Below are 14072 nucleotides of genomic sequence, written 5' to 3'. Positions count from 1 at the left end.
CCTTCAGTTGTCATGTTTATAGAAGCTTCACTGGTTGAAACAAAAGGCCTTGGACCTCCCGCTGGCCTTCGGTGTTGCCTTTCACTTTCAATGTGGAATCAGTTCCTTGTCGCTTGCAAAGTGTTCCGACTTGTGGCGCCGGGTGGCCCACCAGCCCGCACCCAGTACACCCGCCACGGCCAATGCATAAGTAGCCCATTGAGCCGCGGTGTGCAGGGTTTCGGCAGAGGGCAACGCGCTCGGACCGCCGTAAATCGGGTCAAGCAGTTGTTCGCCGATGATCATGTTGGCGGCGGTGAATGCCAGAACGGCCGCCCCCAGGTTGATGATGATGGGGAAACGCGACACCAGTTTGAGCACCATCGTGCTGCCAAAAACCACGATAGGCACGCTCACCAGCAGGCCGATGATGACCAGGTCGAAGGCCCCGTGCGCGGCGCCGGCTACACCCAGAACGTTGTCGATGCCCATCAGGGCGTCGGCCACGACGATGGTTTTCATGGCGCCCCAGAATGTGGTGGCAACCGGGCCATGGTGTTCTCCGCCGCCCTCGTCAGCCAGCAGCTTGTAGGCGATCCAGAGCAGTCCCAAACCGCCCACCAGCATCAGGCCGGGGATCTTGAGCAGCCACACCACACCCACCGTCATGGCAGAGCGCACCACGATGGCGCCAACCGTACCCCAGACAATGGCTCTTTTCTGAAGGGTGGGAGGCAGATTGCGCGCGGCCAGTGCAATCACGATGGCGTTGTCGCCGGCAAGCACGAGATCAATGAGGATGATCGCCAGCAGGGCCGACCACCAGGGGGCTGTAAATAGTTCCAATTTCACACTCCATATCAAGTTCAGACGTGGAAACCCAACGGATGGATTTCCGGCTTCGTTCAAACCGGACAGGTATGTGAGTGGTGCGGGTAGGGTTATGCCGCAAACGCCTCGATCAAACCTGTACAGGTTTCAATCGAAGGTCTGGCTCAATATGCAGTGTCGCTGCATACCCAGCAAGCCGGAAGTGTGAACTTCGGAATGACGACTTGCTGTTAGCGATTTTGCTGTGTTGTCTGTTATCGAATATGTCAGCAAAACGAGGGAGTTACTCCCCTTCGTAAAGTGATTGGACAACAAAAAAAGATTTTTGGCAAGCCCCGCACGCGGTGGAGGTGTTTTGTCTGGCTGATAATGAACAGCCCGGCTTTGCTGTTCGCCCACCAGGCGGGAGCGGTCCATCGTTTTTTTCTTTTTTCTCCATGCCCGGCATCCACATCACTGACATCGAAGCGGCCATCAACTACTGGCGCGACAAGAAGCCATCACCCGATGGCGTCACACTCGCGCCGGAGTTGCGTGCGCTGGCCGAGGTTTACGCCCTGATGGTTTTCTACCATGAGGACGAGGCCGATGAGGGGAGCTTTCCGCCCAAAGCGCTGGCAGCCTGGCGCACCTGGTACGACACCACGGCAGACACGCCCTGCATCGCCATCTGCTCGACCAGCCAGGGCGATTCGCTGTGCAAGGGTTGCGGCCGCACCTTCAATGAAGTGCAGCGCTGGCCCGAGATGACGCCAGCCGAAAAACGCGGCACCTGGCGACGCATCACGCTGGAGGCCACGGCCTGGCGCTTTGGCCGTTATGCGGACCGGGCGCTTGAAAAAGGTGTGGTTTCGACACTGTAAAAGAGCTGAAACGGCAGGCGGTTTCTGTCTCTTTTCATTGTGAAACAAGCTGAGGCAGCTATCAAGTTCATAGCAACCAGTGGTGAAAAAGGATAGACTGGCGCATGCTTCGACTGACGCGCGCTCCCAATATTGCAATTGCCGCGCTGTGGGCCGGCGCCTTACAGCATGCAGGGTTGGCGGCCAGCGTGCAGCGTTACTACCTGGGCGGTGTCGCCGGTGAACTGCCGCCTGACCAATGCTTGCCCGAAGTGTGGCTCACCCATGATGAGGATGAACCCCGGGCGCGCGAGTTGCTGCACACCCTGCAAAATCTGCCGCAGCGGCGCTGGCTGTGCGCCTGCGGGGAGACCGTCGAAGGCGGGTTTGAGCAGTGCTGGCACTGCGGTGCGGACATGCCGGACATGCCGGTTTAGCGCCGCCGCAGCGGCAACCAGCAAGGGCGTTAAACCCGCCTGGCCAGCGTGGCGGCCAGGCCGACATAGCTGGCCGGCGTCATGGCCAGCAGGCGCTGCTTCTCCGCCTCGGGAATTTGCAGGGACCGGATCAGGGCATGCAGGTCTTCGGCCCGGACGGTTTTGCCGCGCGTTACTTCCTTGAGCTTTTCGTAGGCGCCCTGCACGCCGTAGCGGCGCATGACGGTCTGTATCGGTTCAGCCAGCACCTCCCACGAGCTGTCCAGGTCCTCCTGCAGCGCTTCCCGGTTGAGTTCCAGCTTGCCCAGCCCCACGCCCAGTGAGTTGTAGGCCAGCACGGCGTAACCCAGCGCCACGCCCATGTTGCGCAGCACGGTCGAGTCGGTCAGGTCGCGCTGCCAGCGGGAAACCGGCAGCTTTTCGCTCAGGTGCCTGAGCAGTGCATTGGCCAGGCCCAGGTTGCCTTCGGCGTTTTCAAAGTCGATCGGGTTCACCTTGTGCGGCATGGTGGAGGAGCCGATTTCGCCCTCCTTGAGGCGCTGCTTGAAATAGCCCACGCTCACATAACCCCAGACGTCCCGCGCGAAGTCGATCAGGATGGTGTTGGTGCGGGCCACGGCGTCAAACAGCTCGGCCATGTAGTCATGCGGCTCGATCTGAATGCTGTAGGGCTGGAAGGTCAGGCCCAGGCCCAGCGGCTCGGGTGTTTCAATCACGTTGCGGCTGAAGGCTTCCCAGTCAAAGTCGGGCCAGGCCGACAGGTGGGCGTTGTAGTTGCCGACAGCGCCGTTCATCTTGGCCATGAGCCTGATGCCGGCGATCTTCTCGCGCGCAGCTTGCAGGCGCACCACCACGTTGGCTATTTCCTTGCCTACCGTGGTCGGGCTGGCGGTCTGGCCGTGGGTGCGGCTGAGCATGGGCTCTGCCGCGTAGGTGTGCGCCATCTCGCGCATCTGCGCAATCACCTTGTCAAGGGCCGGCAGCAATACCAGTTCGCGACTGCTTTTGAGCTGCAGCGCATGGCTGGTGTTGTTGATGTCTTCGCTGGTGCAGGCGAAGTGCACGAATTCACCGGCAGCCTGCAACTCCGGCCGGGCTTCGAATTTCGACTTGATCCAGTACTCCACGGCCTTGACGTCGTGGTTGGTGGTTTTTTCAATCTCCTTGATGGCCACCGCATCGTTTTCCGAGAAATTCTTGACGAGGCCCAGCAGGTAAGTGCGTGCCCCGGGGCTCAACGGCTTGAATTCGGCAAACTTCGCGTCCGAAAGGGCAATGAACCAGGCTACTTCCACCTGGACCCGGCGGTGCATATAGCCTTGCTCGGACATCAGGGGACGTAATTGGCTGAGTTTGCCGGCGTAGCGGCCGTCCAGCGGAGACAAGGCGTTGATGGTAGAAAAGCTCATACCGCAATTGTAGGCTGGTCGCCCGGGGAATGGCCCGGTCGCGCGGTGGCTGCGGGGGTGCCTAAAACCTGGCAGATTTGCTCACCTTCGGGCGGTGTCGGCCGGAGCGGGTGCTTACTCGATAGAATGGCTTTTCCCGCACCACGATTTACACACGCTATGAAACTCATTGGATCCGCCACCAGCCCCTACGTACGCAAGGTACGTATCGTGATGGCTGAGAAAAAGCTCGACTACCAGATGGTGCTGGAAGACGTCTGGGCGGCCAATACCACCATCGCCGCCTCGAACCCGCTGGGCAAGGTGCCCTGCCTGGTCATGGAGGGCGGCGAGGCCGTATTTGATTCGCGCGTGATCGTCGAATACCTGGACACCCTTTCACCCGTGGGCAAGCTCATTCCGACCCAGGGCCGCGAACGCGCCGAGGTCAAGACCTGGGAAGCCCTGGCCGACGGTCTGGTGGATGCGGCCATCCTGGCCCGGCTGGAAGCCACCTGGTCTGGCCGCAATGCCCATGAGCGCAGCGACGCCTGGATACAGCGGCAGATGGGCAAAATCGAGGCCTGCCTCAAGGCCATGAGCACAGGTCTGGGCGAGAAGGCTTTTTGCAGTGGCATCCATTTCAGCCTGTCGGATGTCGCGGTGGGTTGCGCCTTGGGCTATCTGGACCTGCGGTTTGCCCAGGTGAACTGGCGTGAGAGCTACCCCAACCTGGCCAAATTGCAGGAAAAACTGGTTCAGCGCCCCAGCTTCGCGGAAACCCAGTCGGGCTGAAATTCCGCTTGAATCTGACAGAAGCCCGGCCTCCCGGGCTTTTTTTTCGCCTCGTGTAACACGGCTCCCGGGGGGAAATCCGGCGACGGTCACCCGCGCTCACTGCCGGGCGCGTTGCTTCAGCCAGCGCATCAGGCCGCCGATCCAGGGCAGCTTTTCATAAAGCTTCTGGGCGGCATCCCAATAGTCCCGGTGAAAATCAATCAGGCCGCTGGCCGTGAACTTCAGGTGCGAACCGCCGCAAACAGGTTGATGAGGTTGGGGTAGGTGTGCTCGTTAAACACCAGAAAACCGGTGTCCACCCCATGGCTCGCAGGACCGGGGGCGCTGCTCATGCGGGCGCCCGGAAGATAAAAATGCTGCGAAGCGCCCCGGCGCGAACGAGGGAGGGAGGGAGGAGGAGGAGCGCACCGGGATTGCAGCCGAACCAAAGTGATCCGGAAGGCTTCGCAACAGTGAAACTGTCTTATTGCTGGCGCTGCTGGGGGTTCCAGTCTGCGCCTGCCTTTATATGAGGACGCCGGTGCGCTGGTAGTTCCCGACGAAGGGCTGTTCTGGCTGGTAAATTTTTGTTAACGAAATGGCTCCTGGCAAGACGCCGCGGCCAGCGCAAACTGGGCAGGGAAAATTCCGCGCTGCAGGCAAAACATCTTCGTAGGCGTCTTGGAGCGGTGGCGGGGATCGAAAACCTGAGGCTCAGGGACCGGCCAGCTGTTTTTCGATCTCTTTGACGAACTGGCGGCTTTCCGGGGCGGTCAGGGAATTGAAGCTGACCGCACTGACGCCGTCCCGCGCAATCACATACTTGTAAAAGTTCCAACGTGGTGTGGTGCCGGTTTTGGCGGCGAGCTGCCTGAAGAGGGGGTTGGCGTCCTTGCCGCTGACGCTGGTTTTGGTAAACATCGGGAATTTCACGCCAAAGGTGTTTTCGCAAAAGTCGGCAATCTCCTTGTTGCTACCGGTTTCCTGCGAAAAGTCGTTGGAGGGAAAGCCCAGGACCACCAGACCCCGGTCCTTGTATTTCGCATAGAGCGCTTCCAGGCCCTCGTACTGGGGCGTAAAGCCGCAAAAGCTCGCGGTATTGACCACCACCACGACCTTGCCCTGGTACTGGCAAAGCGATTGCGGCTTTTCATCCTGCAATCGCAGGAAGCTGTGCTGCAAAAGGCCGGAGCAGGCCGACGTGTCCGCGGCGGCGGGCCCGGCTACTGGGGCGGACGGGGCCGGGACTGCCGACCTCGTGGCGGCTGCCGAGAGTGCGAGTCCGGCCAGCAGGGCAATCCGCAGCAGCGGTCTGGAGGGGGATTGCTGATGGTGCATGGCCCGAAATTCCTTGTGAATCAAATAATTATGGTGCTATTGGCGTTTGGGCGTGCGCAGTAGCCATCCCGGGAGAGGGGCGAGCGTGGCGCATGCCATCAGGCGCCGCGCTGGTCCGCCAGACTCAGGGGGTTATGAAAGGTCTTCCTGACAGCAAATAGCCCGGCATCCTGCCGGAAATCATCCCGATTTGCTGCCAAGTGGCCTGTAAATGGCCTGTAAGTCACCAGTTGTCACATTAGCCGCCTAAAATCGGCCAGTACCGGGATGTAACAGACATCCGGGGCAGATTTCTCTGCGTATTCGCTTGGCAAGGAGTTCACATGCTTTATCCTGAACTGTTCAAACAACTCGAATCCGTCCGTTGGGATATGGACAAAGACATTCCCTGGGCCAGTTTTGACGCATCCAAGTTGTCTGACGAGCAGGCCCAGACCATCAAAATGAATGCCATCACCGAATGGTCGGCCTTGCCCGCCACGGAGATGTTCCTGCGGGACAACAAGGACGACAGTGATTTTTCCGCTTTCATGTCCATCTGGTTTTTCGAAGAGCAAAAGCACTCGCTGGTGCTCATGGAATACCTGAAGCGATTCCGGCCCGACCTGGCCCCCACCGAAGAGGAACTGCACGAAGTGCGTTTCGAGTTCGAGCCGGCGCCCGCGCTGGAAACCCTGATGCTGCATTTTTGCGGCGAGATTCGCCTGAACCACTGGTACCGCCGGGCCAGCGAGTGGCACACCGAGCCGGTTATCAAGCAGATTTACACCCAGCTCAGCCAGGATGAAGCGCGCCACGGTGGTGCTTACCTGCGCTACATGAAGCGGGCCATCAACAATTTTGGCAACGAAGCCAAGGCCGCCTTTACCAAGGTAGGCGTGCTGATGGCCAGTGCCCGCCGGACGGCGCAGGCCCTGCACCCGACCAACCTGCACGTCAACAAAAGCCTGTTTCCGCGCGACACCATCCAGAGCCGCCTGCCCAACCCCGAATGGCTGGAGCACTGGCTCGACACGCAGATCAAGTTTGACGCGGTGTGGGAGGGCAAGGTGGTCGAGCGCATCCTGCACAACCTGAGCCTGTTGATGAACCAGAGCTTCAAGAGTGTCCAGGAGCTGAACCGCTACCGCAAGGAACTCGGCAGGGATCTGGCCGCCGTCATCGCGCCTGACGGCAAGCCGCAAATCGCGTGAGCCTGCCTGCTGGCGTGAGCAAACCCGCCTTTCTGGACAAGATCGTTTCGCGCCAGGATGCAGCGGCCCGGGTTGCTGCGCTGCCCCGGCCGGTGGTGTTCACCAATGGCGTGTTCGACGTGCTGCACCGGGGCCATGCCACTTACCTGGCGCGCGCCCGCGAACTGGGTGCCAGCCTGGTCGTTGCGCTCAACACGGACGTGTCCGCCAAGCGCCTGGGCAAAGGCCCGGATCGCCCCTTGAACAACGAAGAAGACCGCGCCGTCATGATGGCGGCACTGGAGTCGGTCAGCTTGGTGACCTGGTTTGACGAAGACACGCCGCTGGAGCTGATCACCGAACTCAAGCCCGACCTGCTGGTCAAGGGCGGCGACTACGACATGGACACGCTGGCCGAAACCGCCGTGGTGAAGGCTTACGGCGGCAAGGCCCTGGCGATTCCTTTTGTGGATGGCTACTCCACGACGGCCCTGGTCAAGAAAATCCGCCGCACGTCACCGTGAATTTGCTATTTGATTTGCTATTAATTGATAGCTTTGTGTGCCAGTCGATATCGGGCTGCAGGCCAATAATCCATATGGTTTGAATTGGACCGGACCCTCCATTCACGGAGTCTTTGACGGTGACGCAGGCGCAGGCGCTTGCGGCGCCTTGCGGCGCAACTTGCCGGCCATGCGCCTGATCCATTGCTCCAGGTCGTCCATGTAGGTAAATACCGCCGGCACCACCAGCAGGCTCAGCACGGTCGAGGTGATCAGGCCGCCAATCACCGCCACCGACATCGGCGAGCGAAAACTCGGGTCGGCCACGCCAAAACCGATGGCGATCGGTAGCATGCCGGCGCCCATGGCCAGCGTGGTCATGATGATGGGCCGGGCGCGCTTGTGGCAGGCGTCGAGCAGCGCGTCGAGGCGGCTCATGTGGTGGTCGCGCCGGGCCACGATGGCGTACTCGACCAGCAAGATCGAGTTCTTGGTGGCAATGCCCATCAGCATGATGAGGCCGATCAGCGAGGGCATGGAAAAGCTCTTTTGCGCAATCAACAGGCCGACAAACGCGCCGCCCAGCGACAAGGGTAAAGCGGCAAGAATGGTCACCGGGTGCAAAAAGTCCTTGAACAGCAGCACCAGCACGATGTAGATGCACAGCACACCGGTGAGCATGGCCAGGCCAAAGCTGGCAAACAGCTCGCCCATGACCTCGGCGTCGCCGATTTCGACGACTTTCACCCCCGGCGGCAGGTTCTTCACGGCGGGCAGCTCCTGCACCGCTTTGGTCACCTCGCCCAGCGGCAGGCCCGACAGCTCGATCTCGAAGTTGACGTTGCGCGAGCGGTCGTAGCGGTCAATGATGGCCGGGCCGCTGGCGATCTCGAGCGTGGCGACCTGGCCCAGCATGACCGGCCCCGCGCCCGGCTTGATGCTGGGCACACTCAGGCGTTCCAGCACGCTGAGGTCTTTGCGCGCGGCATCGGCGAGCTTCACCACAATCGGCACCTGGCGCTCCGACAGATTGAGTTTGGGCAGCGACTCGTCGTAGTCGCCAAGGGTCGCGATGCGCAGGGTTTCTCCGATGGCGGCACTCGTCACGCCCAGGTCGGCGGCGCGCGCGAAGTCGGGCCGCACGGCGATTTCGGGGCGGATCAGGCTGGCGCTGGAGGCCACGCTGCCCAGGCCGGGGACGGTGCGCAGATCTTTTTCAACCGCCCGCGCGGCGGCCTGCAAGGCCAGCGGGTCTTCACTGGTCAGCACCAGCACGTATTTTTCGCCCGAACCGCCCAGCCCAACCTTGCTGCGCACGCCGGGCAGCGGCTCCAGCGCCGTGCGCATCTTGTTTTCTATGCCCTGCTTGCGCGGCCGCTCGCCGCGCTCGGCCATCAGCACCGTGAGCGTGGCCTTGCGGGTTTCGGCCGCACCTGACATGGCGAACGGGTCGGTGCCCGCACTGCCGCCGCCTATGGTGGTGTAGACGCTGCGCACATGCTCGACCTTGCCGATCAACAGCCGGGCCTGCTCGGCGGCCGCTTCGGTTTGCGCCAGGCTGCTGCCGGGCTGCAGCTCCAGGTAGACCTGGGTTTGCGAGTTGTCGTCGGGCGGAATAAAGCCGGTGGGCAGCAGCGGAATCAGCATGATGGAGCCGACAAAAAAGAGCGTGGCCGCCACCATGGTGATGGCGCGATGGCGCAGGCACCAGGCGGCCGCGCGCATGTAGCGCTTGAGCCAGCCGGGCTCTTTGTGGTTGTCCACGATCGGTTTCAGGATATAGGCCGCCATCATGGGGGTGAGCACCCGTGCCACCATCAGCGAGGCCAGCACCGCCAGCGCGGCGGTCCAGCCGAACTGCTTGAAAAACTTGCCGGCAATGCCGCTCATGAAGGCGGTGGGCAAAAACACTGCCACCAGCGTGAACGTGGTGGCGATCACCGCCAGGCCAATTTCGTCGGCGGCTTCCATCGCCGCCTGGTAGGGCGTTTTGCCCATGCGCAGGTGGCGCACGATGTTTTCCACCTCGACGATGGCGTCGTCCACCAGAATGCCGATGACCAGCGACAAGGCCAGCAAGGTCACGACGTTGATCGAAAACCCCAACAGGTACATGCCGATGAAGGCCGGAATCACCGACAGCGGCAGCGCCACCGCCGAGACAAAGGTGGCGCGCCAGTCACGCAAAAACAGCCACACCACCAGCACCGCCAGGATCGCGCCTTCATACAGCAGGTGCAGCGAGCCGTCGTACTCTTCTTCCACCGGGGTGACGAAGTTGAAGGCCTCGGTCAACACCAGGTCGGGGTGCTGGGCCTTCAGCTCGGCGAGCGCCACCTGCACCGCCGCACCCACGGCCACTTCGCTCTCGCCGCGGCTGCGCGCCACTTCAAAACCGACCACCGGCTTGCCGTCGAGCAGCGCCGCCGAGCGCGGCTCGGCCGTGGTGTCGCTGACGGTGGCGACTTCATCCAGGCGGATGCGCCGGCCATCGCCGAGCGCCAGTTCCAGCCGGCCCAGTTCTTCGGCCGACTTGACGGTGGCCAGCGTGCGCACCGGCTGCTCGCTGCCACCCAGGTCGGTGCGGCCGCCGGCGCTTTCGTTTTGCACCTGCCGCAGCTGGCGCGAGATGTCGGCCGCCGACGCGCCCAGCGCCTGCAAACGCGAGGGGTCAAGCGCCACTCGCACCTCGCGCGTGACACCGCCGACGCGGTTGACTGCGCCCACGCCGCGCACCGCCAGCAGCTTGCGCGCAATCTCGTTGTCCACAAACCAGGACAGCGCCTCGGCATCCATGCGGGCCGACGCGATGGTGAAGGCCAGGATTGGTTGCCCGGCCAGATCGACCTTGCTGACCACCGGGTCGCGCACATCGCCCGGCAGGTCGGCGCGCACGCGTTGAACCGCCGAGCGCACGTCGTCGACAGCTTCCTGCACCGGCTTTTCAAGCCGAAATTCGGCGGTCAGGGTCACGCCGCCGTCCTGCACCTTGGTGCTGATGTGCTTCAGGCCCTGCACGGTGGCAATCGAGTTTTCGAGCTTGCGGGCCACCTCGGTTTCCAGCTGGGCCGGTGCGGCGCCGGGCAGCGAGGCCGAGACGCTGACCGTCGGCAAATCAATGTCGGGAAAGTTCTGCACCTTCATGGCCTTGAAGGACAGCAGGCCGCCAAAGCTGAGCAGCACAAACAGCATCACTGCCGGAATCGGGTTCTTGATAGACCAGGATGAGACGTTCATCATCTTGAGCTGCTCCTTATTTGACAGCTTTTGATGATGCTGCTGACGGTGACGGTGACGGTGATGTCGGCGCTGCGGCCTGGCTTGATGCGGCTTCTTCGCTGACCCGCACCAGGTCACCGTCGTTCAGGAAGCCCGCGCCGTTGACCACAATGCGCGCATCGGCGGGCAAGCCCGAAACGACCTCGACGCGCTCGCCGGCCAGCCGCCCGGTTTGCACCTTGAGCTGGCTGACGCGGTTGTCGATCCCGAGGCGAAACACATAGTTAAAACCGTCGCGCACCACCAGCGCGCGTTGCGGCACTGTCAGTGCGTTGGATGCGCCGAGGTCAAATTCCCCGCGCGCAAACATGCCGGCCTTGGCCGGCGAGCCCTTGCCCGCCGATGAGGGCAAATCCACATACACCAGGGCAGAGCGCGTTTGCGGATCGACGCTGGGCGCAATCATGCGCACGCGGCCGTTCAGCTCGCCGCCGCTGGCGGGGCGCACGATGGCCGTCGTGCCGGCAGTGATGCGGCCCAGCTCGGCTGACGTGACTTCCGCGCGCCACTCCAGCCGGCCCTGGCGAATCATGCGAAACAGCTCAACGCCATTGCCCACCACAGCGCCCACCGTGGCGGTGCGCGCCGAGATCACGCCGCTGTCGGGCGCCAGCACCTGCGTCTGGCGGCCGCGCAGCTGCTGCGCGGCCAGCACCGCCTGGGCCGCTTCAGCGCGCGCCTTGGCGGTTTGCTCGGTGGTGAGGTACTGGTTGATCTGCTGGGTGCTGAGGGCGCCCGAGTTTTGCAGCGTGCGCGCCCGTTCGGCGTTGGCCGCCGCATCGGCCGCGTTGGCCTGGGCTTCCAGCAGGCTGGCCCGGGCCTGCGCCACGTCGGCCTGCACACTGTCGGTGGCAAACGTCGCCAGCACCTGGCCGGCTTTCACCACGTCGCCGACATTGACGCGCACTTCGGTCAGGCGCAGCCCGCTGGACTCCGAACCGATGATGGCCTCCTGCCAGGCCGTGATGCTGCCATTGGCGGCCAGCCTGATGGGCAGGCGGGTGGGCTCGGGCTGGGCGGCGGTGACGGTGAGCGCCGGTTTGGCGGTGGGCTTGGTGCCGGCTGCAGCGGCATCGGGCTTGCCGGAAGAAAAGACAAAGAAAGCGCCGGCGGCAACGGCGATCACCACGAGGGCGATCAGGGCGGCCGGCTTGAGTTTGAGTTTTTTCATGGTGTTGGGAGGTCAGGCGATGGCAGTACAGGCAATGGGCAGTGCGAGGTGCAGTGGTGAAGGGTTTTAGCCGCCGGCGGTCCTGGCAGTGGCGCTCGTGGTGGTGGTGGCCGGCGTCCAGCCGCCGCCCATGGCGCGGTACAGCGCCACCCAGGCCGCCATGCGTTCGCGTTGCAGGGAAGTCAGCGTGATGTGGGCGGCCAGCAAGGTGCGGCGCGCGTCCTCGAGCTCGACCAGGCTGGCCAGGCCGCTCTGGTAACGCGCTTCGGTGCCGGTGAACGAAGCCCGGTAGCCCGCGACCGCGGTTTGCAGGTCGCCCTCGCGCGCGGCGGTGCTTTGCAGGTTGACCAGCGCTTCCTCGACTTCACGCACGGCCTGCCGCACGCGGGCGCGGTACAGCGCGGCCGCTTCCTCGTAACGTGCCTGGGCCGCATCGACATTGGCGGCGCGCTGGCCGCCGTCAAACAGGGGCAGCGTTAGCGCCAGTGGACCGATAGACCAGGTAGTCAGGTCGGTCGTCACGCCGCCGGCGCGAAAACTCGAGCGGCCGATCGAGCCGTTCAGGCTCAGGCGCGGGTAGCGCTGGGCTTGCGCGCTGCCAATGTCGGCGCTGGCGGCGGTCACTTCACGCTCGGCGTTGAACACGTCGGGGCGCTGGGCGAGTGCGTCGGCCGGCACGCTCGCGATTGACATCATGGCTGCTTGTGTCCGTACTTCGGGGGCCAGAGCCACTTTTTGCCTTAGATCCGGCTCTGCCAGGCCGGTCAGGGCGACCAGTGCCTTGAGGTCCAGCTCGCACTGGGCGCGCTGCTGCGTGGCGCGGCCGCTGGCTTCCGCCGCGCTGGCGCGCGCCAAGGCCGCGGTGGCGGGCGCGGTAAAACCGGCCTGCATGCTGCGGTCCGACAGCTGCGCGGTTTGCTGGCGCGAGGCCGCGTCGGCGCGTGTCACCGCCTCCAGCTGGCCGCAGGTGCGCAGGCTGTAGTACTGATTGGCCACCTCGGCGGCGACCGACACGCGGGCGTCGTGCCACTGCGCTTGGGCACCGGCCAGGCGCTCGGTGGCCGCATCGCGGCCGGCGCGGTTGCCGCCAAACACGTCGATTTCCCAGGCCGCCTGCAGGCCGGCCTGGGTGGTGGTGGTGATCGGCGCCGCGCCAGCGCCGGTCGGCGGCTGCGAACGGCCGCGGCTGGCGCTGGCCGACGCATCCAGCGAGGGCAGCAAGGCCGCACCAGCCGCCACCCGCGTGGCGCGTGACTGCTCGATGCGCGAGCGCGCCGTGGCAATCGAGGGGCTGACCGCCTGGGCGGCGGCAATCAGCTCGACCAGCAGCGGGTCACCCTGCTGTTGCCACCATTGCGTGAGGTCGGTGAGGGTGCCGTTGTGCGGCAGCGGCGCAAACCATTGCGAAGGCAGCGCTGCCGACACCGTGCTGGGTGCCGGGTGCGTGGCGCAGGCGGCCAGCGCCAAAGGCAGCAGGCTGCAGATGATGAGCGAACGGGTGAACGAGGGTGGTTTCATGTTTTTTTTCTCGTGCCAGTTGCTGCGGTGGCTGTTGATTGCGCCGCGGTCTGGCGCAGTGCCGCTTCAATGCCCACCATGGCTTCTGCATAAGCCACCAGATGGCCGGCCCAGGTGTCAATCGCCTGCGGCTGGTCCAGCAGCTGCGGCCGGATGGCTTGCACCACGTCCCGCGTGATGAACAGCTGCAAGGCCAGGCCGGTGATGCTGAAGGCCAGCCGGTGCAGGTCGTCATCGGGCTGGTCAATCCCCAAATGCCGGCCCAGCACGGCCACCAGCGCCGCATGCGCGGGCTTGATGCCGTTGTCGATTTCCTCGGCCCACACCCCCGTGGGTTCCAGCATCTCGCGAAAGTGCAGACGGGTGCACTGCTGCACCAGTTCCCCCTGTTTCATCGGGGCCAAAAAACTGGTGACGAACCCTTGCAAGGACTGCTGCAAGGTTAAATCGGGCTGGTCGTACTGCCCGATTTCATTGTCGGCACAGCCCATCGGCTCGGTGAACGCCGCACGGTAGAGTCCGGCCTTGTCGCCAAAGTAATAGCTGATCGAGGCGATGTTGGCGCCCGCGGCCAGCGCAATTTCGCGGGTGGAGGTTTTGTTAAAGCCTTTTTCGGCAAACAGCCGGAGCGCGGTATGCAGCAGTTGCTGCCGGGCTTCGGCGCCGTCCGAGCGCTGTTTTTTGCGCAGCTCGCTGGCGGGGAGTGATGCCACTGCGCTGCCGGGGACGGCGCGGCGCGGGCGTGAAACTGGCGTGGTGGAGGGCGTGCGGGCGCTGGAAGTCATGCGCCGTATTAAAGCACATAGATCAATCGATTGATTTAATTAAATCGGCTGA

The 14072-nt window shown here is 63.4% G+C and carries 13 protein-coding genes; 5 read left to right on the top strand and 8 right to left on the bottom strand.

The genetic code is table 11. From position 1 onward, the window contains the following. Positions 1-87: 87 nt before the first annotated feature. A complete protein-coding gene (locus tag AC1DS5_RS01170) occupies positions 88-825 on the bottom strand; it encodes a TerC family protein (RefSeq protein WP_477716411.1) in 738 nt (245 codons plus the stop codon). 132 nt (positions 826-957) lie between these two features. Continuing rightward, positions 958-1227, bottom strand: coding sequence for a hypothetical protein (locus tag AC1DS5_RS01165; RefSeq protein WP_477716410.1), 270 nt, complete (start codon positions 1225-1227; stop codon positions 958-960). Between the two features lie 20 nt (positions 1228-1247). On the opposite strand from AC1DS5_RS01165, the gene AC1DS5_RS01160 reads away from it, so the two are divergent. Both AC1DS5_RS01160 and AC1DS5_RS01155 read left to right on the top strand, forming a co-directional pair. Next, positions 1248-1673 (top strand): DUF3717 domain-containing protein, encoded by a 426-nt coding sequence (locus tag AC1DS5_RS01160; protein WP_477716409.1) that lies wholly within the window; start codon positions 1248-1250, stop codon positions 1671-1673. A gap of 104 nt (positions 1674-1777) precedes the next feature. After that, positions 1778-2089: a putative signal transducing protein gene (locus tag AC1DS5_RS01155; protein ID WP_477716408.1), complete on the top strand. Its 312-nt coding sequence runs from the start codon at positions 1778-1780 to the stop codon at positions 2087-2089. A 29-nt stretch (positions 2090-2118) separates the two neighbouring features. On the opposite strand, the gene purB is transcribed toward AC1DS5_RS01155, so the two are convergent. Next, a complete protein-coding gene (gene purB, locus AC1DS5_RS01150; protein WP_477716407.1) occupies positions 2119-3498 on the bottom strand; it encodes an adenylosuccinate lyase in 1380 nt (459 codons plus the stop codon). 159 nt (positions 3499-3657) lie between these two features. On the opposite strand from purB, the gene AC1DS5_RS01145 reads away from it, so the two are divergent. Beyond that, positions 3658-4272: a glutathione S-transferase family protein gene (locus tag AC1DS5_RS01145; RefSeq protein WP_477716406.1), complete on the top strand. Its 615-nt coding sequence runs from the start codon at positions 3658-3660 to the stop codon at positions 4270-4272. 696 nt (positions 4273-4968) lie between these two features. On the opposite strand, the gene AC1DS5_RS01140 is transcribed toward AC1DS5_RS01145, so the two are convergent. Next, complete coding sequence (locus AC1DS5_RS01140; RefSeq protein ID WP_477716405.1) at positions 4969-5592, bottom strand: glutathione peroxidase; 624 nt, start codon at positions 5590-5592, stop codon at positions 4969-4971. 323 nt (positions 5593-5915) lie between these two features. Between AC1DS5_RS01140 and AC1DS5_RS01135 the strand changes: the two genes are divergently transcribed. Both AC1DS5_RS01135 and rfaE2 read left to right on the top strand, forming a co-directional pair. Continuing rightward, positions 5916-6785, top strand: coding sequence for a ferritin family protein (locus AC1DS5_RS01135; protein WP_477716404.1), 870 nt, complete (start codon positions 5916-5918; stop codon positions 6783-6785). Between the two features lie 14 nt (positions 6786-6799). After that, complete coding sequence (rfaE2, locus tag AC1DS5_RS01130; protein WP_477716735.1) at positions 6800-7288, top strand: D-glycero-beta-D-manno-heptose 1-phosphate adenylyltransferase; 489 nt, start codon at positions 6800-6802, stop codon at positions 7286-7288. A 102-nt stretch (positions 7289-7390) separates the two neighbouring features. Here the strand turns inward: rfaE2 and AC1DS5_RS01125 are convergent, their stop codons facing one another. From AC1DS5_RS01125 to AC1DS5_RS01110, 4 genes are all read right to left on the bottom strand, one after another. Beyond that, positions 7391-10504 carry an efflux RND transporter permease subunit gene (locus tag AC1DS5_RS01125; protein ID WP_477716734.1) on the bottom strand — a complete coding sequence of 1038 codons (3114 nt, stop codon included), beginning with the start codon at positions 10502-10504 and terminating at the stop codon, positions 7391-7393. A gap of 16 nt (positions 10505-10520) precedes the next feature. Continuing rightward, positions 10521-11717, bottom strand: a complete 1197-nt coding sequence (locus AC1DS5_RS01120) for an efflux RND transporter periplasmic adaptor subunit (RefSeq protein WP_477716403.1) — start codon at positions 11715-11717, stop codon at positions 10521-10523. A gap of 66 nt (positions 11718-11783) precedes the next feature. Then, positions 11784-13235, bottom strand: a complete 1452-nt coding sequence (locus AC1DS5_RS01115; RefSeq protein WP_477716402.1) for an efflux transporter outer membrane subunit — start codon at positions 13233-13235, stop codon at positions 11784-11786. Next, positions 13232-14020 (bottom strand): CerR family C-terminal domain-containing protein, encoded by a 789-nt coding sequence (locus AC1DS5_RS01110; protein WP_477716401.1) that lies wholly within the window; start codon positions 14018-14020, stop codon positions 13232-13234. The genes AC1DS5_RS01115 and AC1DS5_RS01110 overlap by 4 nt, the downstream gene beginning before the upstream one ends. Positions 14021-14072: the final 52 nt, after the last annotated feature.

This window comes from Polaromonas sp. P4_H1, assembly GCF_056400945.1.
Note: the sequence above shows the minus strand (reverse complement) of the source record. Positions and strands in the feature narration are given on the sequence as shown.